Below are 22,444 nucleotides of genomic sequence, written 5' to 3'. Positions count from 1 at the left end.
AATCATTAAGAATTGCATAAATCCGCTTGGGCGAGACCGGCCTCGTTAAGCGGCTTCAGTAACATGAGAGTGACTCGCGAAAGGAAGACAGTATGCCGACGATTCTGGTCGTGGAGGATCAGGAGGACATCCAGTCCCTGCTCAAGGATGTGCTGGGAGGGACCTACCGGATCATCCAGGCGACGACGGGCGCCCAGGCCTTAGCTTGCTTCCAGCAGGAGGAACCCGACCTGATCCTTCTGGATCTGATGCTCCCTGTAGTCACCGGGGACAGCGTCCTCAAGGCCATCCGGCATATTTCTTCAGTGCCGGTCATCATTCTCACGGCCATTCAGGATAAGACCAGAACCGTCAGCCTCCTGGAGCAGGGCGCCAATGATTATGTGACCAAGCCTTTTGACATTGATGAGCTCCGCGCTCGCGTCCAGGTCCAGCTGCGCCAATCCGGGGCGCTGAAAGCGGACGCGGATGCAGCAGGTGAATCGGACGCCAAGATGTGTTTTCAGGGGATCGAGCTGGACCGGATGGAGCACACGGTCAGCGTTGATGGGCACAGGGTCGAACTGGCACGCAAGGAATTCGCCATCCTTGAGCTTCTGATGGACCATCCACATCGGGTCTTCGAGAAGGAGGACCTCTACAGGCAGGTTTGGAACCAGCCATACATCAATGCCGAGAATACACTCAATGTGCATCTGAGCACCTTGCGGACCAGTTTGAACAGATACGCCGGCAGTCAGCGCTACATCGTGTCGGTCTGGGGCATCGGCGTTCGCCTGGTCTGAATTCGGATGGAAGAAAGAACGATGAATAAGGGTCGTCGGAGGTGAATCCGTGAAGGTGGCCGCACTTGTTTTGGGTCTTGTCGCCCTCGCCCTGGCGATTGGCTTGATAATGCTGATTGCCGACCTCAAACGGATCAGTGACGATCTGGACTTCATCAACCATGCCGACACTAACGCCTTGGTAACCACTGGGTCCAATATCGGGCTCATCCGCACTCTGGCGGATAGGATCAATGCCGTTCTGAACAAGACCAGGCGGCTGCAGATCACCCAGGCTGAGCAGAACAAGCAAGTCCGGCAGATGCTGACCAACCTAACCCATGACATCAAGACCCCGCTGACCGTGGCCAGGGGATACGCCCAGCTGCTCAAGGAGGGATCGGCTGATCAGGAGCAATTGGGTAAGATCCTCAACAACCTGCAGTCGGTGGATCACTATCTGCATTACCTGATGGATTTCAATCTGATACAGGAGAAGAGCGTGAGCCTGGATCTGACCAGGGTGAACCTATCGGCATTGGTTCAGCAGGAGCTCTTCAATGCCTTCGATTCTCTGACCGCGCGGTCCGTCACGGTGGAGCCCAGAATTCAAACTGGTGTGGAAATTACGACGGATCAGATCATGATGAGTCGAATAATTCAGAACCTGATTGGCAACTGGCTCAAGTATGCGGAGGAATCAGCCTGGGTGGACCTGCACAAGAGTGAAGATGGACGAATTCATTTGGACTTCGGCAACAAAACTACGGGCGAAGCAGTCGATGTGGACAGGCTCATGGAACGGTTCCAGACCGATGACCAGTCACGTACCAAGATCAGAAGCACAGGTCTGGGTCTGAGCATCGTTGATTCCCTGGTGGATTCGCTCAGCGGCTCCATGAGGCTGGAATCCGCCGACGCTATTTTCCTGGTCCACTTGTTGTTGGGTGATGCTCTGCAATCGAAGGAACTGTAAATAACGTAGGCTTGAGGGAGCTTGGTAAGATGCTGTGGCCGGTCGCGGTCTTCACGACAAGACCGTGACTGGCCATCAGCGCATGTAGGCGGAGAATGGTGTCAGCACATGAATCTGACAATACCTAAATCTGATTGTGCTTAAATCAGATCCACAGATGAGCCGCTTCTCCGTCTACAATCAGGGGAAATCAGGCCTTGGTGTGGGGCACTATAACAGCCCTGGCCGAGAGCTTGTTATCTACCAGCTTATGGTAGGCATCCAGGGCATTGTCCAGCGAGTAGGTTTCGATCTCGGTCTCGATCTGGCCGTTGCGATACATGTTGGCCACATCGTAGAGCTCGGGGATGGACCCCCAGTAGACGCCAAGCAGCTCCTGCTCCCAGGGCTTGGAGTACCAGTCGTATTCCGCCTTGCCGCCGGCGATGCCGACCACGGTCACCCGGGATCCCGGGCCGCCCGAAGCCTGTGCGGCAGCAATGGTCGGGGCCACACCCACGAAATCGAAGGCGGCGTCCACGCCCTCCCCGTGGGTGATCTTCCTGATGTTCTCCACCTGGTGCTCGTCGCTGACCACGGGGATGGCACCCTTGGCCTCAGCCTTGGCCAGGGCCTCTGGCTTGGTATCGGTGGCGATCACGGTGGCGCCGGTCAGGGCGTGAAGAATCTGAATGGCGATCTGGCCAAGTCCACCCAGGCCAATGACCAGAGCGTACTTTCCGCCGCCGTTCAGGTGAGGCATGGCAGCCCGGATGGCGTGGTAAGGAGTCAGGGCAGCGTCAGCCAGGGGTGCAGCGCCGATTGGATCTGCATCGCCCAGCGGTACCAGGTTGCGGGCCGGAACGGTCATGTATTCAGCCATGCCGCCGTCACGCCCCAGTCCCAGCGCCAGGGATTTATTGGTTGCGGCGCTGGAGCAGTAGTTCTCCTGGCCGGCCACGCAGTGAGGGCAGTGGCCGCATCCGGTGGGTCCATAGACGATGTAGGCATCGCCTTTCTTGAAGCCCGTGACATCGGGTCCTACCTCTTCGACCCAACCAGTGGTCTCATGTCCCAGAATGAATGGCGGCTTGGTGTGGCTGCCGGTTTCTGGGGTGTAGTCCTGGAAGACGGAGACGTCAGAATGGCAGCAACCTGCCCCGGCCACCTTGAGCAGAACCTCGCCGCTCCCGGGTGTCGGCTCCGGCACTTCCTTGAGGGTGGGGAAGGTGTTGTACTCTTCGAAAACAACGGCTTTCATAAGCGTCCTTTCATCGTTGAAGTAATTCCGTCCCTGTGCTCAGGGCGGAGGTGTGCAACAGCATCGTTGCAATAAAAATCTTACTGAATGACAGCTTTGCACTCACCCGAACGAGTATGATATGTCCAACAACGCAGGGTGAAAGCCATATACATACAAATACCCCTCCCCGAAGGCTGATTGGCGGGGAAGGGGTTGCAGGATTACCTAGGCTTGCCTTGGTTCAGCGTGAGCGGCTTTTACAGCAGATTGATCAGCGCTTGGGTGTCCTCGACTGTCGTCGCCCAGGAGGTGGCCAGCCGGATCACGGTGTGGGTGGCATCGCTGCGTTCCCAGAAGTCGAAGGCGACCTGCTTGGACAGCTCCTCCATGCGCTCATTGTCCAGGCGGACGAAGGTCTGGTTGGTGGGGGAGTCCATGACGATCTGATACCCCTTCTCCCGCAGGGCCTTTTTGATCATCGCCGCCGTCTGGATGGCGTTGCGGCTGATTCGTGAGTAGAGGTCGTCAGTAAAGAGAGCGTCGAACTGCACCCCCAGGAGTCTTCCCTTGGCCAGGAGTGCTCCCCTTCTTTTGATCATGGTGCTGAAATGCTCGGGAGCGTTCCCCCTGGGGAAGACCACCGCTTCCCCACAGAGTGCGCCGACCTTGGTCCCGCCGATGTAGAAGACGTCGCAGAGACGGGCTATGTCCGTCAGATCGACGTCGGTTCCGGGAGCCACCAGTCCGTATCCCAGCCTGGCCCCGTCCAGGTAGAGCGGAATCTTGTATTCCCGACAGGTCTGCGAGAGATCTTCCAGCTCCTGACGAGTGTAGAGGGTCCCATACTCGGTGGGATGTGAGATGTAGACCATGCCGGGGAAGACCATCTGCTCATGGTTTCCGTCGGCATAGAAGCCTTCCAGAAAAGCGTCAAGGTCCTCTGCGCGAATCTTGCCCTGTTCGCCGGGAATTGTCAGAACCTTGTGGCCTACGGCTTCGATGGCGCCGGCCTCATGGACATTGACATGGCCAGTATCTGCAGCGACCACTCCTTGATATGACTTCAGCAGGCAGGAAGTGACGACCTGGTTGGTCTGGGTTCCTCCGGCCATGAAATAGACCTGGGCCTGGGGGCAGCCACAAGCTTGGGCAATTTTCTGAGCAGCGGAGGAGCAGTACCGATCCTTGCCGTACCCGGGAAGGTGCTCCATGTTGGTGTCGATCAGCCGCTGCAGGACTGCGGGATGTGCGCCCTCGGAATAGTCGTTGACGAATGACAGCATGTGGGTCCTTCCTGTTCGATGATAATTGGCTCCGGACCAGCCAAGCCGATCCGGAGCCATGGTTCTCACTACAGCATATGCTCAGGCGATGAGTTCCTTGACCGATGCAATGATCGCCTGAAGGCTGACCTTGGCATCATTGAAGAGCATCTGCGTATTTGGGTTGAAGTAGAGCTCGTTCTCGATGCCGGCGTACCCCTTGCCTCTGCCTCGCTTGAGGACGACAACATGCTGGGCCTTGTCAACGTTCAGGATGGGCATGCCCGAGACTGCAGTCCCCGGCCGGCGTGCAGCCGGGTTGGTCACGTCATTGGCGCCCACTACCAAAGCGACGTTGGCTGAGGGGAACTGGGGATTGATGTCATCAAGGTCGATCAATTCCTCATAGGGAACGTTGGCCTCGGCCAGGAGGACGTTCATATGTCCGGGCATACGGCCGGCCACAGGGTGAATGGCATAGGATACATCCACGCCACGGCCCTTGAGCAGTTCGCCCAGGTCGGCCAGTTCGCGTTGGGCCTGTGCCTGAGCCAGACCAAAGCCGGGGACGAAGATGACCTTGTCGGCATAGACCAGCTGGACAGCCACATCGTCGGGCGTGGTCTCCTTCATGGTCCCCTGGGTGCCCTGATCCTGGCTGGCGCTGACAGAGGAACCGCCGAACCCGCCGGCCAGCACGCTCAGGAGCGGCCTGTTCATGGCCTGGGCCATCAGGACGGATAGGGTTGCACCTGCTGCACCAACCAAAGCGCCTGCTACGATCAAAGCCACGTTGTCGATCGCCAGGCCGTTCATGGCCACAGCTGTACCTGTGCAGGCGTTCAAGACGGAGATGACCACGGGCATGTCGGCGCCACCGATGGGAATGACGAAGACAAGTCCGTAACCTAGGGCGAATATGGCCGTGAGGAGGGCCCATAGGGTCCGATTGTCCGGATTCAGGCAGAGCAGGACCAGGCTGAGGACCGTCAACAGAGCGAAGAGCACATTCCAGACAGCCTTGGCCGGCAGCTTCAGGTTTTTGATCAGGCCGATGCCCTGGAGTTTGCCGGCAGCTACCAGGGAACCGGTGAAGGTGATGGAACCGATGACCACGCCCAGGCCGGCGGTGATCAGCACCACCAGAGTCGGGGTGCCCTCGGAAGTCAGTATGTCGTTCAGAGCGACCAGGGCTGCAGCGCCGCCGCCGACCGTGTTGAAGACGGAAACCAGCTGAGGCATGTCCGTCATTTTCACCTTCTTGGCCGAGTAGACCCCTGCAACGGATCCAATCAGAATGCCGAGCACGAGCAGAACGATAGCCAGGGAGGAGGTGAAACCCGTGGCGAACAGGTGGATGAAGGCCATGGCAACGGCGATGATCATGCCTGCCGCAGAAATCCTATTGCCTGTACGGGCGGTTTTGGGGGAGTTCATGTAGTGCAGGCCCATGACGAACATGACTGAGGAAAGAAGATAGACGAACCAGGTGATGATGTCGAGGGTGTTCACTTCTCGGCTCCCTCGTTCTTAGCAGTCTGGGTCGGGACGGTCGAAGCCTGTTCGTCCTGACTGGTCTTATCCTTCCCCTTGTCGGGTTTGGAGGACTTGAACATCTCCAGCATCCTGTCGGTCACCACGTAGCCGCCCACCACATTCATGGCGCCAAGGACGGCAGCCAGGAATATAAGTACGTAGGAAAGCGGGGAGTGAGCCTCCGCCGCGATGATGACTACCCCGACGATCACAATGCCATGAATGGAGTTGGCGCCCGACATGAGCGGTGTGTGCAGCGTGGCCGGAACTTTGCCGATCACCTCCACGCCGATCAGCAGGGCCAGAATGAAGAGCGTTATTGCTATGACCAAAGAATTCATTGCTCCTGACCTTTCTCTTCGGTCTTTTCAACATCCGGAGCATCCGCGCTTCCATGCGCGCTGGATTTGGTTGCTCCTGACACAACAAGTGCTTGATCGATCTCGTCGTCCGTTTTGATGCTGAGCGCACCGTCACGAAGGAAATGCACCAGCACGTCCGCCACATTTCTCGACAGAAGATTCGATGCCGTCGTGGCTACGCCGCTGGCCAGGTATGGGGCCCCGATCATGATGACTCCCTTGTCGGTGGTCCTGGTTCCCACCTGTGATCCCTCGACATTGCCGCCCAGGTCGCTGGCAGCGCAGTCCACGACCACAGCCCCGGGATGCAGGTTGGCCACACCCTCGGCGCTGAGGAGGCGAGGAGGCTTCCCGCCTGGAACCTTGGCTGTGGTGATGACCACATCAAAGCCTGCCGCTTTGGCATCCACCGCAGCCTGCTGCTGGGCCTGCTCCTGATCGGTCAGCTGGCGCGCATAGCCGCCCTCGCCCTGCCCCTTGGAGAAGTCCAGTCCCAGGTCGAGGAACTTGGCTCCCAAGGATTCCACCTCCTGCCTGGAGGCGGGCCTGACATCATAGGCGGTGACCACGGCTCCCAGGCGTTTTGCGGTCCCGATGGCCTGCAGGCCTGCGATACCGGCACCCAGGACCAGGACCTTGGCTGGTCGGATGGTTCCTGCAGCAGTGGTCATCATGGGGAAGAAGGAACCATAGGCATCGGCAGCCACCAGAGCCGCCTTGTATCCCATGACCGAGTTCTGCGAGGTCATCTCGTCCATGGACTGGGCCGAGCTGAGCTGTCGGGGGAGTCGCTCCATAGCGATCCCTGTAAGCCCGGACGTTTCCAGGGATTTGATGTAGTCCTTGTCGCTCAAGGACCCCAGCATGCCGATGATCCATGTTCCGGCTGGGATCCCCTTCAGCAAAGATTCATCGGGTCTGTTGACGAAGCCCAGAACTTGTGACTTGGATAGCACACTATTCCTGTCGGTGACTGTGGCTCCCGTCTGCTGGTAGTCCTCATCTTGGAAGCCGGCTCGTGCCCCGGCTCCGGACTCCAATAGGCAGGTAATGCCCTGCCTGGTCAGCCGGGTCACGATGTCAGGCGTTAGGGCCACACGGGACTCCTCATCGTCTGTTTCTTTGAGGACCCCGAAGGCTACGTTGGATTGTTCTGGTCCACTCATGTCTTTCCTTTTCCAAACACAACTGTGTGTGAGTAATTTCATCAATGATTCTAGTTGCTGGTCTTTACTGTTGGGAGGTCAACACAATTTGTATGTGAATAAGTAACAGCTGAGAAGAGACCAAGTTCGAGGTATCTTGCATGGTGTCTTGCCGAAGAGGATGAGAAATAGAAAGAGCAAAGAACCATGCTCGCCAAGTTGTGTTCGCGCAGCTCATGGATTGCCTGAAGAGTGTTTTCGCGGCTTTGATGTCGAATTTTTGTGAACCGGCCGGCAAGGTGCAGGACCTTGCCATCCATGTCAAGCTGCAGCAGGGGAGATGATCCAGTAAAGGGTGCCACATATCTTCAAGAATGATGAGTGGCACCCTGAGGCGGAAGGCCTTGGCGATGGAACGCTGTGGGCAGGTAATTTCACATACACGGTCGGCCAGCCGGCCTTTCCGGTCTGCTATGTCGTTTCAGATCCATGTTCGTTACAGTGCTTTATTCATTCCCCTCGTGTTTTTCGTTCGTCGCAGGGTCCTTGGGCTTGGACTGCAAGGGATTGTGATGGTAGATAAGGGCGAAGGCAGCCAGGGTCTCGATCATGCTGGCGAGAATCCAGGCGATGACGATGGCGTTCTGATGTTTGCCGACGGTTCCCATTCGGGTGAAGATGAATACATCCATGATGAAGGTCTGCAGAACCAGAAGAACCGTCGCCACAACTACCGTCCTGGTGTGCCTGTCCGCATCTGTTCCCTCTCCCTCTGGTTTGCCGGGGGACTTGAAGCTGGCATAGGAGAGGAGCCAGATGCCGATTCCGAAGAGAACGGCGGCAAGAGGCAGGGAGAAGAAGATCGGCATGGTGCTCAGGCTGAGGCCCAGAGCTGCAACCAGGACTGCCGAGGCAAGGCCTAGATAGAAGGAATCGTGGTTTTTGGCCTTGCGAGGTTTGGCGGGCTTTCTTTCGTTCGTTGGCTGAGACGGTTTATCGACGGGTCCGGGCGTATCCTTTGCAGCAGGCTTACCGGGTCGGCTTGGCTTGTCGTCATGTGAGGAGCCATCATGCTCTTCGCCTACCTGGCCGGCCTGCGAGCGGTCGGCGGTTAGGGCCTGGTCCTGCTTATTTTGTGCTCCAGGTCTGCCATGAGCAACGTCCTTGCTGGATGAATCCCTGCCTTCCTTCTTCGGCATGGGGGCATTTTCCGCTTGGCTTTCTCTTCCGTCGTTCGCGTTCTCCGCTGGTCTTGGCATGCGGTCCTTGTCATTCATTGGTGATTGTTCGGGACTTTCATGCCTGCCCTGGTTCTTATTCGCACGTTCGTTTCGATTGTTGCTCATCTGACCCTCCAGGCTTGTTCTTCCCCATTGCTTGTGGCAGGTCATCTGGAAGCCTGCCCGTTTTCAGGAAGCAACATCTGTTGAGGCCAGTGTATGTGTCTTTTTCTCGTAAAAGTGGCATTGACCGGCACCAGATCCATACCGTTCCGATATTGACCCTTATGGGTGAAGCACTAATAGTTTGGCGAGAGGAATGTCCTGCAAAAAGAGCTGGGTTCATTGCAGCGTATCCGACTATGGATGCTGTCTCTGCCTGGTCAGTACAGGCGGCCGTTAACGGAGTCTGTCAGATAGATGATCTGGATGAATGGCTGCATGGGGGCATCGACCCTCGATGCCATCAACCGACTGATCGATGCGACCTGCGCGCAAAGATCAACCTCCGCAAGGCGGGCCATGAAGATTGACCTCAAGGCGGACAGGCCTGTGCCCGGCTCGGCTGACTTGTGTCTGCTTGTTCGGGATTCGTTGGATGATGTGGTTGCCGGGCTCCGTGGGTGTCATGTCGACTGTCTGGGTCCTGTCAGCTGGACTGGCGCGCATAGGGCTGTCACCTCGGTGTATGTCAGGGACCCTGACGGGAACCAGATAGAGTTTTCCAGATACGACCAGGACTGAAACCGAACAAGAACCGGTCATATCAGTAGGCGATAACACGAATGCGAACACAGTTTTTGGGGAAGCGATAAGTGACGGATCTTAAAAGCCCCCCATTCAGATACCGATGGTTTTGTTTATTGCAGTCACAAGGCCTTGTTTAACGTGGTCTCATAATAATTTACACTTGATCGGGTTTAGCTCTGCGCCTAGGCAATTATCTTTTCAGGATTCGTTGAATGTCGTATTGACAAAACTGATTTGAGTATGGAGATGGAGTCAAGAATGGAGAGGTGTGACGTTGAGTTTCGTGATATTAGGCTCTGAGATTTGTTTGGTCAACGGGCGGCGCCTTATCGTCAGGACAACTGGCATCTGTCGACTGGCTACGGTGTCGAATTCAGCCATCCCATGTCTTGCCGTCTTTCCCTTCCTCATTCGCTGAAGGGGTCTTGGAAAAACATCTGTGTCTAGTGAGATGACCAGTTCTATTGTTTCAGGGCCTGCTGCTCATAGGATTGTAGGGTGGCTCCGTTGTGTTGGGGGATTGGCGGAGCCACCCTGGTTGGCCGGGCCGTCTTGGGATGCGGCCTGGCTGCTTACTCGGGTGAGGATTCTAGACGTGCAGGGCGTGGGTTTCGCGCCGGTGGCGTCCGGCTGCGACGGCGCCGGCTGCGGCGAGCAGCCCGGCGGCGAGCAGGAGGACCATGCTGCCGTTGCCGCCCGTCAGGGGCAGGGTGCCTTCATAGGTGTAGGCCAGGTGCGCCGGGGTCTGGCCGACGCCGCCCAGGCTCCAGTCCACGACCACATCAGTCAGACCCGGATTATGGGCGGGCGTGGCGAACGAGACGGACCCGTCAGAATTCTGCTGAAGGGAGCCGACCGTCGCCTGGTCGAACTTGACACCGGTGATCAGCAGCGAGTTGAGGGCCACCTGGGTCGGGGTGCTGCTCTGCGTCAGACTCCCGTTGCCGAGCTGGCCGTACTGGTTGTCTCCCCAGCTGTACGTGTTGCCGTCACGGCCGATGGCCAGGGAATGATAGTAACCTGCGCTGATTCGTGCTGTTGCGAGCCCGGTGCCGGCGCTGTCCTGGCCTGCGGGCGGCGATACACGTGTGGGGGTGTGCCTGTAGTTGGTGGTGTTGTCGCCCAGCTGGCCATCGTAGTTGTACCCCCATGCCCAGGCTGTGCCGCTCCTGTCGATGGCCAAAGAGTGGACCCAACCGGTGCTGATCTGCGCGACTTGGAATGGCTGGCTGGAGTTTGTGGGGTTTCCTACCTGTTTGGGCGTGGGACGGCTGGTTATCGTGCCGTCCCCCAGCTGCCCCCAGCCGTTGTACCCCCATGCCCAGGCTGTGCCGTCCTGGCTGATGGTTAGTGCGTGGTAGCCTCCGGCGCTGATCTGCGTGGCTTTGAAGGCCTTGCTCGTGTCCTTGGGATCGGGCACGCGTGCAGGGTCGGCGGCGTACGTGGTGCTGCCTTCTCCTGTGCTTTTGCCGTTGCCGAGCTGACCGTAGTCGTTGTACCCCCACGTGTATACGTTGCCGTCCGCGTCCAGGGCCATGATGAAGCCCCGGTTGACGCTGACCTGGACCGCGTGCAGCCCCTGGCCGGAGCCGTTGGGATCCTTGGCCAGGGTCGGCGCCAGTTTGGGCGTGCTATACACGTTGTAACTGTTGTTTTCGCTGCCCCAGGTGTAGACGCGCCCATCCGGGCTGATGGCCGCCGAGTCGGCGTAGCCGGCGCTCACCTGGACGGCCTTGAAGGGCTGGCCGTCCGCACCCTTGACGGGCAGCGGCTTGGAATGGTGTTGTGTGTCCTTACTGCCGTTGCCGAGCTGCCCGCGATCGTTGATGCCCCAGCTGTAGACGATGCCGTCGCTGCCGACGGCCAGCGCGTGGTTCCCGCCTGCCGCGGCCTGCGTGTAGGTGAACCCGGAATCCACGCCGTCCGGCAGGGGGATCCTGACCGGTGTCTTCTGCGTAGGCGTCTTGTCTGGATCCTGGCCCAGCTGGCCGTACTCGTTGTCGCCCCAGGCGTAGGCGTTCCCGTCGCTGGCCACGCCCACGGAGAAGCCACTTATTGAGCTGCTGGCGCTTATCTGGTTGAAGCGGATGCCGCGGCTCAGCTTGGGCGGGGTGATGGTGGTCTGCTGGCCGCCCATCACGTTGCCCTTGCTTGGGCTGATCGACCAGCCGCCGGTGTTGGCGGGGCTCCAATGCGCGACCAGGGTGATGTCAGCGGTGACCGGCTGGCTGAAATCATACGCCACCTTGGAATCCCCCTCAGCATCCTTGAGGAACCAGCCGTCGAACAGGAAACCGTCCTTGGCCGGGCTGGCGGTCGGGCGTGTGGCCTGCTGGCCTTCGGTGATCCGCTGCTGGCCTGGGGCCGGCTTGCCGCCGGCGCTGTCGAAGGCGACCGTGTAGGAGCTGATGTAGGTGTAGTCCAGGTGCGCGTCGGGCTGCCGGCCGTTCCTGCTCCAGGAGACGGTCACGTCCGTCTTGCCTCCTGCATGCCGGGGCGTGGTCACGCTCCAAGTGCCGTCCTTGTTGTCCGTCAGGCTCGTGCCCGCTGCCCCGCCGAACTTGACGCCGGTCGGCTTCGGCTTCTCAGGGAAGGCGACCATGCCGGGATTGGAGTCGAAGTCGCCGCTGATGTCGCGTCCCAGCTGGCGGCTGCTGTTGTCTCCCCAGCTGTACAGGTTGCCGTCCGATCCCAAGGCCAGGGAGAAATCCCCACCGTACATGCCGGGCGCGCTGGCTTGGGTGATTGTGACGCCTGCCGGCATGGCCACTTTGCCTGGCGTGCCGTCTTGCGTGCCGCTGGTGCTGCGTCCCAGCTGGCCTTTGCTGTTGTCGCCCCAGCTGTAGAGGTTGCCGTCCGATCCCAGGGCCAGGGAATGATCACCGCCTGCGATGACCTGGGTGAATCCTCTGACGCCTGCAGGCAGGTTCACTTTGCGCGGCGTGCCGTCCTTCGCCCCGCTGGTGCTGCGTCCCAGCTGGCCTTTGCTGTTGTATCCCCAGCTGTAGAGGTTGCCGTCCGATCCCAGAGCCAGGGAATGATAGTCTCCTGCGCTGATCTGGGTGAACTTCGTGCCGTCTGCCGGCATGGACCCCTTGCTTGGCGTGTTATGTTGATTAGAATCAGTACCGCCTATGCCCAGTTGCCCGGTACCGTTGTATCCCCAGCTGTAGAGGTTGCCGTCCGAGTCCAGTGCCAGGGAATGGCTATTGCCTGCGCTGACCTGGGTGAATTTTGGGACCCCTGTCGGCAGGCTCACCTTGCTTGGCGTGCCATGACGAATAGTATTGTCAGTGATGTCGTCGGCAGTGCCGTTGCCCAGCTGGCCGTACTGGTTGTTTCCCCAGCTGTAGAGGTTGCCGTCCGAGCCAATGGCCAAGGAATATACGAATCCTGCGCTGATCTGGGTGAATTTCGTGCCGTCTGCTGGCATGATTACTTTGCCTGGTATATACGAGGATGTTACGGTGCCTTGTCCCATTTCGCCGTTCTGATCGTTTCCCCAGCTGTAGAGGTTGCCGTCCGAGCCCAAGCCCAGGGAGAAGCCTAGTCCTCCGCTGGTCTGGGTGAAGCGGACGCCTGTCGGCGGGGTAACGATGCCTGGCCTGCCGTCTGCCAGGTTGATCAGAGCTCTTACGGTTCCCCAGCTGTAGAGGTTGCCGTCGGAGCCTATGGCCAGGGCAAAGTCTTGTCCTGTGTCGATGTGGTTGAAGCGTATGTCGGATGTGGTGGGCGTGGACAGGGTGATCCGGGTGCCTCCTTCTGCTGGCCCGGAGGCGGGTTTGAGGCTCCAGGAGCTGGTTATCCTGGTCCATTTGGCGGTCAGGGTGATGCTGCCGGTGACGGGCCGGGTGAAGTCGTAGGCGGTGTTGCCGGTGAACCATCCGTCGAACAGGTAGCCGTCCCTGCTCGGGTCCTTGGGCCTGGAGGCCTGTCCGCCGCTGGGGACGCTCTGGGAGGGCGTGCTGGTGTTGCCGTCGGGGTCGTTGAAGGCAACGGTGTAGGCTGCGCGTGTCTGGGGCTGGCTGTCGGCGGTCCTGCTTTGGATGCCGGCGCCGCCGGGCTTGTCGGGAGCGGGCTGTGCGCTGGTGAGGGGGGACGCGGTGTCCAGGGGCGAAGGCGAGGGCAACGGAGACTTGGGGCCGGCCGGACTGGCAGGCAGGGTTGGTGCATTGGCTGATGGGTCCGCCGGTTGGCCTGCAGCCGTCTGCCCCAGCATGGTCGGCTCGGGCACACTGGATTCGCTGGGAGCAGTGTCAGCCGTGGCAAAGACGCCCATGATCAGACTGGCGGGCAAGATGATAGCCAGCAGGACACCAACCATAGTTGTCGACCGGCCGCGTGCGGACTTATGCTGAAACGTAATATGCATAATCCCTTCCCAAATAAATGTAGTTCAATGACGAAATTCCCCACGTTTCTGATGAACTATGTACCGGGAACAGCCCCGACGTATGAAATAATGCTATCACCTGCATATCTTTGGGCCAACTCGAATGTCAATAGTGGGTTTCGCTCTTTTTTCTTCCTAATATCGTAAAAACATTCTTTGAGCCGACCAGTTTGATGCTGTCTATACGGAAGGCGGTCCGATGAAATACTGGTGAATCCATGTCGGTTATGCTATTGCTGATTGTCGTTCTTAGCCGGTTTGGTTATTGCCTTTGGCATCGTATAAGGCTCCGGCCCTATAGGCTTGTGGGTGATTCTGTCATTCGTGTTGCTAGCGCTCGTCTTTTTGGTGTGCGAAGTCATTTGCCAATTTTGGGTCGCACGCGGTCACATATTTGGACGCTGGGGAAGTTTGATCGCATATAACAAAACCCCTGCTTTTAAATCAGAGGCACAGGGTTGAGGTGGGGTGGCTAACGCGGCTCGAACGCGCGACCTCCTGAACCACAATCAGGTGCTCTACCGACTGAGCTATAGCCACCATGGTGAACCGACCCGCGTCGCGGATCAGTGCAACAGATGAAACTATACACGATGGTATGACATGGCACGCCGGTGAAGTGTTAACCATAAGGGCCCTGCTTTGCCTTTGGGACCTTAGTTTATGACTATGGTCTCTACATGAAAGGTTTCCAGCACCACCAGAGTCTGGTCATCGATGGTGAAGTCCGGATCATCCAGCGCCTGTCGCATGTTCTCTGAGGTCCAGAAGGACTCATGAGCCTCGCGCCACTCCGCAGGACTTTTATAGCCTTCTCCCTCGTTCAGAACATGCTGCCATGTGACCACGCCCAGTCGAATCACGCTCACCGAGGCATATCTAAGGACGGCAACTGGCTGGTTATCTGAGTCCACCAAAACTGTTCGTCGGCCGGAGGAGGGGAGTGGTTCATGATCGTGGATGAACTCTGCCATCAGGCTGGTCGTAGCAGTTTTGCGCCCATCCAAAATTGCTTCCACCAGGCGATCACGTTCTGGACCGGGGAAGGCGAATTCATCCTTTGGAAGATTCCCAACATCTCGGGCTTTGACTGTCGGTATTTGTCTATTTGCCATAATCGATGTGAATATCTTGCCAATCAGGTTCTTTGTCGTCGAGCGCTTTTCTGATGGGCTGGTAGGCCTTGATCAGATCAGCCAGACTCATAGCGGCATTGGCGGGGCTGGTGGACGGCAGATTGATCATCGTCATCCGATGCCCCTTCTCCTGCAGGTTTGGCAGGCAGTAGCGACGGTAAAACTGACCGGCCTTGCGTCCTGTAGTGAATATGGTGCCGATGGGCGCATGGTCCAGCAAACTGGCGATGTCGGTAGGCACTACATTGGTGATTGAAGCGTCGGAGGCACCGTGGATGTCGCATTCCTGGATGACATCCCAGAGTGCTATGTGGTGTTTGAGCGCGAACTCGGCGCGGTCAGCCGGATCGGGCTCCGGAACAGGCTGGTCGAAGAGCGCGGCCAGTACGGGCCAGAAGCGGTTGCGCGGAAACATGTAGTAGAAGCCAGCCTCGCGCGAACTCGGACTGGGAATGGACCCCAGGATCAGTACACGGGACTGGTCATCCCAGACAGGCCCGAATCCGTGGGTGACATGTGTGGTCGAAGCTACAGTCATGCGCCGAGCAGGCTGGTCAGAGATGCAGTCATCACGTCAGCCTGCGCAATCACCAGAATGAAAACCAACAGGCTGGTTGCGCATTCAACCAGGCCCACATACAGAATGGGAATGCGGCGCCGACGAGAGATGGCAGGCAGCAGGGCCGCACGTACCAGCAGAACTAGGGCCGTCAACAGAGGCCACCATCCTGCGGTGCGTACCATGGTGACTCCGATCAGGCTGAGGGCCAGGTTCCAAGCCAGCGAAAGCAGGTAGCACCAGGTCTTGCCGCGTTCGCGGATCATGGTTTTGACGAAGATGACCGAACCGAACTGCGTCACAGCGAAGACAGCTGCACTGACCACTCCAAGCGACGGCAGGGCGGCGCTTGGGAAAAATCCGCTGGCGAAGCAGTCCACAGCAGGATTCGGCTGGCATCCGAAGTAGCCGACACCGGAGCTTTCCAGACCAGGTTCCGGCTTCTGGAATCGTGACCCTAGGGAGACGGCGACCAAACAGAGCGTGCAGGCCGCGATCACGACTACCGTATCGTTCCACCAGGAGCGTTCCGTGCGCATCCAGGCGGCTGCAAAATTCAACACGCCCAACACCAGGTAGAGCGGGGCCCATCGCAGGAGCCCAGGGGTGCCGACCAACAGGATCAGCCCAGTCACAGCCATGAGCAGGGCATATCCCAAAGCTGGTGGCGCGAATCTGGCAGCTCGGTGCGAAACCATCCACCGCGAGCCGGTGAATTCAAAGCAGTAGCAGAAAGCCCAAGCGACCATGAGCAGCAGGCTCCTCCAGGTCGGGCCTCCAACCAGCAGCCCAGCCAGGCCAGGCATCAAGGCCATGGCCCAGCCGCCTATTTGGTCGGGTATCCATAAACGCCGCCACTGTCGTCCCTTGGACCCTGGTCCCGTCGGTTTTGCTGATTTGCGGGCTTGAGGGCTCGGTTTGCTGCCGCTTGATCCGGCTGCCTTGCCCCTGTCTGCGTCTGTATGCATACTCATCAGCCTACGCCCCTGTATGGCTGTCACTGCCTCTTCCGTAATGCCGATTCGGTCAATATCATGGTCGAAGAAGGCAAGAATCACATGGGTCCCTGGTTTCAGGAGGCAGATGATGGGTCAGGTGGATATCAAACGCGTATACGAGCAGGCCGGTGACGAAGACGGGGTCCGCATCCTGGTCGATAGGCTCTGGCCACGCGGCGTCAGCAAGGAGCGGGCAGCCCTGTCCGGCTGGCTCAAGGATGTTGCACCCAGTCCGGACCTGAGGCGCTGGTGGCACCATGATCCTGACCGCTTCGAGGACTTCGCCCGTCGCTACCGTACCGAGCTGGACGACAACCCCGCCTTGGAGGATCTGCTGAGCATCGTGCGCGAACACGATCGGACGACACTGGTCTATGCGGCCAAGGATCCAGCAGTCAACCATGCCCTGATTCTGCGCGACTACGTCCGCCAGGCTCTTGACAAGGAAGACAATTAGACGTCGGCATTGATGTTTCTGGCGTCTATATTTACTGATCCAGATATGTTTTCCGATACCTATATGTGCATATATGTGTGAATCCGTTATAGGTGGGTACCTCATTGTAGGTGTCTGTAAATATAAGGTATGTGCAAGGGCCTTCCCATTAACGAATCCGGTGCGTAATCGCAGTAGGCAAAGCCTAGAGCATACTTCCAAGTGGTAGACGTGGCCATGTCTGCCCCGGTGATATACTTTCCATCGTGTGTGCCGGCAGCACGCCTTATGTCACAGGTGAGCTTGTCGGGATATCCCCGAATCCGAAGAATGCAGGCAGCAATGCCCTGCAGGAGGATCAGGGGCCATCGGGCCGGTGGACAGTGGCTGATCTCTCCTCCTAGGAGCGACTGCGGCTGCGGTGCGGCGGTCTCGCAGTGCAAACGAAGACAAGTTCATCGAAGGAATCGGAGAGAGTCAGTTGCCAACAATTGAACAGCTCGTCCGCAAAGGGCGCAAGGCCAAGCCTCGCAAGTCGAAGACTTTGGCACTCAAGGGCAGCCCGTTGCGTCGCGGCGTGTGCACCCGTGTCTACACCACCACCCCCAAGAAGCCGAATTCGGCTCTGCGTAAGGTTGCCCGTGTTCGTCTGAGCTCCGGCATCGAGGTTTCCGCCTATATCCCCGGCGAGGGCCACAACCTGCAGGAGCACTCCATCGTGCTGGTGCGCGGCGGACGTGTCAAGGACCTGCCTGGCGTGCGCTACCACATCGTGCGTGGTGCGCTGGATACCCAGGGAGTCAAGGATCGCAAGCAGGGCCGTTCCCTGTACGGAGCAAAGAAGGCCAAGTAACACATGTCACGCAAAGGACCAGCTAAAAAGCACCAGCTCCTGCCCGATCCCATCTACGGTTCCACCGTGGTGGCCCAGCTGATCAATAAGATCCTGCTGGACGGCAAGAAGTCCATCGCCGAGAACATCGTCTACACAGCCTTGGAGCAGGTCAAGGAGAAGACCGACCAGGAGCCTGTGGCCGTGCTCAAGCGCGCCCTGGACAACATTCGTCCCAGCCTGGAGGTCCGCAGCCGTCGTGTCGGCGGCGCCACCTACCAGGTCCCTGTTGAGGTCAAGCCGAACCGCGCCAATACGCTCTCGTTGCGGTGGCTGACCGATTACAGCCGCGCCCGTCGTGAGAAGACCATGTCGGAGCGGCTGGCCAACGAGATCCTTGATGCCTCCAACGGCCTGGGTGCCGCGGTCAAGCGCCGCGAGGACACCCACAAGATGGCCGAGGCCAACAAGGCGTTCGCCCACTATCGCTGGTAATCCCAAGAGAGCGAGAACAAGGAATTATGGCACAAGACGTGCTCACGGACCTGACCAAGGTCCGCAACATCGGCATCATGGCCCACATCGATGCCGGCAAGACAACGACGACCGAGCGTATCCTCTACTACACCGGCGTCAACTACAAGATCGGCGAGACCCACGACGGCGCCTCCACCATGGACTGGATGGACCAGGAGAAGGAACGTGGCATCACGATCACTTCCGCCGCCATCACGGCCTTCTGGAACCGCCAGTCCCACGATCCTGAGGACCGCTACCAGATCAACATCATCGACACCCCCGGCCACGTGGACTTCACCGCCGAGGTCGAGCGTTCCCTGCGTGTGCTCGATGGTGCCGTGGCGGTGTTCGACGGCAAGGAGGGCGTGGAGCCCCAGTCCGAGACCGTCTGGCGTCAGGCCGACAAGTATGGCGTGCCCCGCATCTGCTTCATCAACAAGATGGACAAGCTGGGCGCCGACTTCTACTACTCGGTGGACACCATCAAGGACAAGCTGGGCGTCAAGCCGCTGGTCATGCAGCTGCCCATCGGCGCTGAGAGCGACTTCCACGGCGTGGTCGACCTGGTGCGCATGGTGGCCTACTACTGGAAGGACGAGGCCGATCTGGGCGCCAAGTACGACACCATCGACATCCCCGACGACCTTAAGGACAAGGCTGAGCAGTACCACACCGAGCTGCTTGAGGCCGTGGCCGAGTCGGACGAGGATCTGCTGGAGAAGTACCTGGGCGGCGAGGAAATCTCCCAGCAGGAGATCCGCACCGCTGTACGCAAGATGACCATCGAGCAGTCGGCCTTCCCGGTCTTCTGCGGATCCGCCTTCAAAGACAAGGGCGTGCAGCCCATGCTGGACGCGGTTGTGGACTACCTGCCCAGTCCCGAGGACGTGCCGGCCATCAAGGGCTACAAGATCGGCGACGAGTCCGTCGAAATCGACCGCAAGCCCACCGTGGACGAGCCCTTCTCAGCCCTGGCCTTCAAGGTGGCCACCCACCCCTTCTACGGCAAGCTGATCTACGTGCGCGTCTACTCCGGCAAGGTGGCCCAGGGCGAAACGGTCCTGGACTCCACCAAGGACAAGAAGGAGCGCGTCGGCAAGCTCTTCCAGATGCACTCCAACAAGGAGAATCCGGTCGACGAGGCCATCGCCGGCAACATCTATGCCTTCGTCGGGCTCAAGAACGTCACCACCGGTGACACCCTGTGCGACGAGAAGGCGCCGCTGGTGCTGGAATCCATGACCTTCCCCGATCCTGTGATCGAGGTGGCCGTGGAGCCCAAGACCAAGGCCGACCAGGAGAAGATGGGTATCGCCCTGCAGAAGCTCTCCGAGGAGGATCCCACCTTCCAGGTCAAGACGGATGAAGAGTCCGGCCAGACCCTGATCTCCGGCATGGGCGAGCTCCAGCTGGACATCCTGGTGGATCGTATGCGCCGCGAGTTCCACGTGGAGTGTAACGTGGGCAAGCCCCAGGTGGCTTACCGCGAGACCATCCGCAAGCCCGTCATGAACCAGGAGTACACCCACAAGAAGCAGACCGGCGGTTCCGGCCAGTTCGCCAAGGTGCTCATGAACTTCGAGCCCCTGGACACTTCCGAGGGCGAGTCCTACATCTTCGAAAACAAGGTCACCGGCGGCCACATCACCAAGGAGTTCATCCCCTCGGTCGATGCGGGTGTGCAGGAGGCCATGGAATCCGGCGTGCTGGCAGGCTTCCCGGTCGTGGGCGTCAAGGCGACCCTGACCGATGGCCAGATCCACGAGGTCGACTCTTCGGAGATGGCCTTCAAGATTGCCGGCTCCATGTGCTTCAAGGAGGCCGCTCCCAAGGCCAAGCCCGTTATCCTCGAGCCCATCATGGCTGTCGAGGTACGTACTCCCGAGGAGTACATGGGCGACGTCATGGGCGACATCAACTCCCGTCGTGGCTCCATCCAGTCCATGACCGACGCCACCGGCGTCAAGGTCATCGACGCCAAGGTGCCCCTGTCGGAGATGTTCGGCTACATCGGCGACCTCAGGTCCAAGACCCAGGGGCGCGCCATGTTCACCATGCAGATGGACTCCTACGCTGAGGTTCCCAAGACCGTCAGCGACGAGATCATCAAGGCCCAGCGAGGCGAGTAATGCCGGTCCGGTCCGCCGCAATGGCGGGCCGCCGCAAAAAGGCTCTTCTGTCACAAGTCGGCGTTACACTCTTGTAGCGCTGACTGGGCGGAGGGCAAAAGTGGCAAAGAACCCGATAACCCAGTAATATGTAGCGAGTGCTCTGTGCGTGGTTCGCGCAGGCAACCTACGAGACGTCCAGGAGGACAAAACACAATGGCAAAGGAAAAGTACGAGCGGACCAAGCCGCACGTTAACATTGGCACCATCGGCCACGTCGATCACGGCAAGACCACCCTGACCGCGGCCATCTCCAAGGTGCTGCATGAGGAGTACCCGGACGTCAACCCCGAGTACGATTTCGCTCAGATCGACGCTGCTCCTGAGGAGAAGGAGCGCGGCATCACCATCAACATCGCGCACATCGAGTACCAGACCGCCAAGCGCCATTACGCCCATGTGGACTGCCCTGGACACGCCGATTTCGTGAAGAACATGATCACCGGCGCTGCTCAGATGGATGGTGCCATCCTGGTGGTCGCCGCCACCGACGGCCCCATGGCCCAGACTCGTGAGCATGTGTTGCTGGCCCGCCAGGTCGGCGTGCCGAAGATCCTGGTTGCCCTGAACAAGTGCGACATGGTCGACGACGAAGAGCTGATCGAGCTGGTCGAGGAGGAAGTCCGCGATCTGCTGGACGAGAACGGCTTCGACCGCGACTGCCCCGTCATCCGCACCTCCGCCTACGGCGCCCTGCATGACGATGCCCCTGACCACGACAAGTGGGTTCAGACCATCAAGGACCTCATGGATGCCGTCGACGATTACATCCCCACCCCGGTCCACGACCTGGACAAGCCCTTCCTGATGCCCATCGAGGATGTCTTCACCATCTCCGGCCGCGGCACCGTGGTGACCGGCCGTGTCGAGCGCGGCAAGCTTCCCGTGAACACCAACGTGGAGATCGTCGGCCTGCGGGACACCCAGTCCACCACCGTCACCTCCATCGAGACCTTCCACAAGCAGATGGACGAGGCCGAGGCCGGTGACAACACCGGTCTGCTGCTGCGCGGCATCGGCCGTGAGGACGTCGAGCGTGGCCAGGTCGTGGCTGCTCCCGGCACCGTGACCCCTCACCACAAGTTCGAGGGCGAGGTCTACGTGCTGACCAAGGACGAGGGTGGCCGCCACTCGCCGTTCTTCTCCAACTACCGTCCGCAGTTCTACTTCCGGACCACCGACGTCACCGGCGTCATCACCCTGCCCGAGGGCGTGGAGATGGTTCAGCCCGGCGATCACGCCACCTTCTCCGTCGAGCTGATCCAGCCCGTCGCCATGGAGGAGGGCCTGACCTTCGCTGTTCGTGAAGGCGGCCACACGGTCGGCTCAGGTCGAGTCACCAAGATCATCGAGTAGGATTGCCTGTCGCTTGTCGACACAATCCGATGACGGGGCCCGGAATCCTTCCTGCGATTCCGGGCCCCGCCCATATCCGGCAGACTTCGCCGCCGGACCAGCCGCGGTGTTCATGCGCCGTGGCATAATAGGCGAGGATTTATCGCGAGCGGGCCGGATCCTGTAAGGCCCGGTGCTTTCGGCAGATGGCCAGGAGCCCTCCGAAGGAACGTTCATCAGAATGAGGTGGTATCAAGGTGGCACAGACTTCCAACGACATCAAGAACGGATCGGTCATCAACCTGGACGGCAAGCTTTGGACCGTCATCAAGTTCCAGCACGTCAAGCCGGGCAAGGGGCCGGCCTTTGTGCGCACGACCATCAAGGACGTCCTCTCGGGCAAGATCGTGGATCGCACCTTCAACGCGGGCATGAAGATGGACTTCGAGACCGTCGACAATAGGACCATGCAGTACTCCTACCGGGATGGCGACTCCTTCGTCTTCATGGACATGAATACCTATGAGCAGGTCAACATCCCCGAGGCCTTGGTCGGCGATCAGGAGCGCTTCCTGCTTGAGGGCACCGACTGCATCATCAGCTTCCATGACGGCAACCCCCTGTCCGTGGAACTGCCCGCATCCGTGGTGTTGACCGTGACGGCAACCGAGCCCGGCGTCCAGGGCAACCGCTCCAACGCCGGTACCAAGCCCGCAACAGTGGAGACCGGGGCCGAGATTCAGGTCCCCCTCTTCGTAGGCGAGGGCGAGAAGGTCAAGGTGGACACCCGCGACGGTTCCTACCTGGGCCGCGAGAACTGAGCAAGGCAGA

At 59.3% G+C, this 22,444-nt stretch carries 19 protein-coding genes and 1 tRNA gene; 9 read left to right on the top strand and 11 right to left on the bottom strand.

Annotated elements, in window-relative coordinates; genetic code table 11:
* Nucleotides 1-92: 92 nt before the first annotated feature.
* Complete coding sequence (locus DKK74_RS05720; protein ID WP_110413185.1) at nt 93-785, top strand: response regulator transcription factor; 693 nt, start codon at nt 93-95, stop codon at nt 783-785.
* A 49-nt stretch (nt 786-834) separates the two neighbouring features.
* The gene (locus DKK74_RS05715) at nt 835-1,740 is read left to right on the top strand and encodes a sensor histidine kinase (protein ID WP_219997356.1); all 906 of its coding nucleotides are present in this window, start codon (nt 835-837) and stop codon (nt 1,738-1,740) included.
* A gap of 190 nt (nt 1,741-1,930) precedes the next feature.
* On the opposite strand, the gene DKK74_RS05710 is transcribed toward DKK74_RS05715, so the two are convergent.
* From DKK74_RS05710 to DKK74_RS05685, 6 genes are all read right to left on the bottom strand, one after another.
* Nucleotides 1,931-2,980, bottom strand: coding sequence for an NAD(P)-dependent alcohol dehydrogenase (locus DKK74_RS05710; protein ID WP_110413184.1), 1,050 nt, complete (start codon nt 2,978-2,980; stop codon nt 1,931-1,933).
* Nucleotides 2,981-3,219: 239 nt separating this feature from the next.
* The gene (locus tag DKK74_RS05705) at nt 3,220-4,245 is read right to left on the bottom strand and encodes a threonine aldolase family protein (protein ID WP_110413183.1); all 1,026 of its coding nucleotides are present in this window, start codon (nt 4,243-4,245) and stop codon (nt 3,220-3,222) included.
* Nucleotides 4,246-4,326: 81 nt separating this feature from the next.
* Nucleotides 4,327-5,736: an NAD(P)(+) transhydrogenase (Re/Si-specific) subunit beta gene (locus tag DKK74_RS05700; protein WP_110413182.1), complete on the bottom strand. Its 1,410-nt coding sequence runs from the start codon at nt 5,734-5,736 to the stop codon at nt 4,327-4,329.
* Nucleotides 5,733-6,101, bottom strand: coding sequence for an NAD(P) transhydrogenase subunit alpha (locus tag DKK74_RS05695; RefSeq protein ID WP_110413181.1), 369 nt, complete (start codon nt 6,099-6,101; stop codon nt 5,733-5,735). The genes DKK74_RS05700 and DKK74_RS05695 overlap by 4 nt, the downstream gene beginning before the upstream one ends.
* A complete protein-coding gene (locus DKK74_RS05690; RefSeq protein ID WP_110413180.1) occupies nt 6,098-7,288 on the bottom strand; it encodes an NAD(P) transhydrogenase subunit alpha in 1,191 nt (396 codons plus the stop codon). The genes DKK74_RS05695 and DKK74_RS05690 overlap by 4 nt, the downstream gene beginning before the upstream one ends.
* A 485-nt stretch (nt 7,289-7,773) precedes the next feature.
* The gene (locus tag DKK74_RS05685) at nt 7,774-8,466 is read right to left on the bottom strand and encodes a hypothetical protein (RefSeq protein ID WP_146210550.1); all 693 of its coding nucleotides are present in this window, start codon (nt 8,464-8,466) and stop codon (nt 7,774-7,776) included.
* Nucleotides 8,467-8,907: 441 nt separating this feature from the next.
* Here DKK74_RS05685 and DKK74_RS05680 point away from each other — a divergent pair, with 441 nt between their 5' ends.
* Entirely contained in the window at nt 8,908-9,231 is a 324-nt protein-coding gene (locus DKK74_RS05680; RefSeq protein WP_146210549.1) for a hypothetical protein, read from the top strand.
* Nucleotides 9,232-9,826: 595 nt separating this feature from the next.
* On the opposite strand, the gene DKK74_RS05675 is transcribed toward DKK74_RS05680, so the two are convergent.
* From DKK74_RS05675 to DKK74_RS05655, 5 genes are all read right to left on the bottom strand, one after another.
* Entirely contained in the window at nt 9,827-13,609 is a 3,783-nt protein-coding gene (locus tag DKK74_RS05675; protein WP_110413177.1) for an RCC1 domain-containing protein, read from the bottom strand.
* A 485-nt stretch (nt 13,610-14,094) separates the two neighbouring features.
* A tRNA-His gene (locus DKK74_RS05670) sits at nt 14,095-14,170 on the bottom strand.
* A gap of 116 nt (nt 14,171-14,286) precedes the next feature.
* The gene (locus DKK74_RS05665; protein WP_110413176.1) at nt 14,287-14,745 is read right to left on the bottom strand and encodes an ASCH domain-containing protein; all 459 of its coding nucleotides are present in this window, start codon (nt 14,743-14,745) and stop codon (nt 14,287-14,289) included.
* On the bottom strand, nt 14,735-15,304 hold the full coding sequence (locus tag DKK74_RS05660; protein ID WP_110413175.1) for a DNA-deoxyinosine glycosylase: 570 nt from the start codon (nt 15,302-15,304) through the stop codon (nt 14,735-14,737). The genes DKK74_RS05665 and DKK74_RS05660 overlap by 11 nt, the downstream gene beginning before the upstream one ends.
* Complete coding sequence (locus DKK74_RS05655) at nt 15,301-16,299, bottom strand: YwiC-like family protein (protein ID WP_146210548.1); 999 nt, start codon at nt 16,297-16,299, stop codon at nt 15,301-15,303. Before DKK74_RS05655 ends, DKK74_RS05660 begins: the two co-directional genes overlap by 4 nt.
* A gap of 112 nt (nt 16,300-16,411) precedes the next feature.
* Between DKK74_RS05655 and DKK74_RS05650 the strand changes: the two genes are divergently transcribed.
* The 6 genes from DKK74_RS05650 (at nt 16,412) to efp (ending at nt 22,434) form a co-directional block, all read left to right on the top strand.
* On the top strand, nt 16,412-16,780 hold the full coding sequence (locus tag DKK74_RS05650) for a DUF488 domain-containing protein (RefSeq protein WP_110413312.1): 369 nt from the start codon (nt 16,412-16,414) through the stop codon (nt 16,778-16,780).
* 460 nt (nt 16,781-17,240) lie between these two features.
* Nucleotides 17,241-17,612: a 30S ribosomal protein S12 gene (rpsL, locus tag DKK74_RS05645; protein WP_015022141.1), complete on the top strand. Its 372-nt coding sequence runs from the start codon at nt 17,241-17,243 to the stop codon at nt 17,610-17,612.
* A gap of 3 nt (nt 17,613-17,615) precedes the next feature.
* Complete coding sequence (gene rpsG / locus DKK74_RS05640; protein WP_015022140.1) at nt 17,616-18,086, top strand: 30S ribosomal protein S7; 471 nt, start codon at nt 17,616-17,618, stop codon at nt 18,084-18,086.
* Between the two features lie 26 nt (nt 18,087-18,112).
* Complete coding sequence (gene fusA, locus DKK74_RS05635) at nt 18,113-20,239, top strand: elongation factor G (protein WP_110413173.1); 2,127 nt, start codon at nt 18,113-18,115, stop codon at nt 20,237-20,239.
* Nucleotides 20,240-20,434: 195 nt separating this feature from the next.
* Entirely contained in the window at nt 20,435-21,634 is a 1,200-nt protein-coding gene (tuf, locus tag DKK74_RS05625; protein ID WP_015022138.1) for an elongation factor Tu, read from the top strand.
* A gap of 236 nt (nt 21,635-21,870) precedes the next feature.
* Nucleotides 21,871-22,434, top strand: coding sequence for an elongation factor P (gene efp / locus DKK74_RS05620; protein ID WP_015022137.1), 564 nt, complete (start codon nt 21,871-21,873; stop codon nt 22,432-22,434).
* The last annotated feature ends 10 nt before the right edge of the window (nt 22,435-22,444 follow it).

It is taken from the genome of Bifidobacterium asteroides (genome assembly GCF_003202755.1).
In the GTDB taxonomy this organism is placed as follows: Bacteria; Actinomycetota; Actinomycetes; order Actinomycetales; family Bifidobacteriaceae; genus Bombiscardovia; species Bombiscardovia asteroides_F.
Note: the sequence above shows the minus strand (reverse complement) of the source record. Positions and strands in the feature narration are given on the sequence as shown.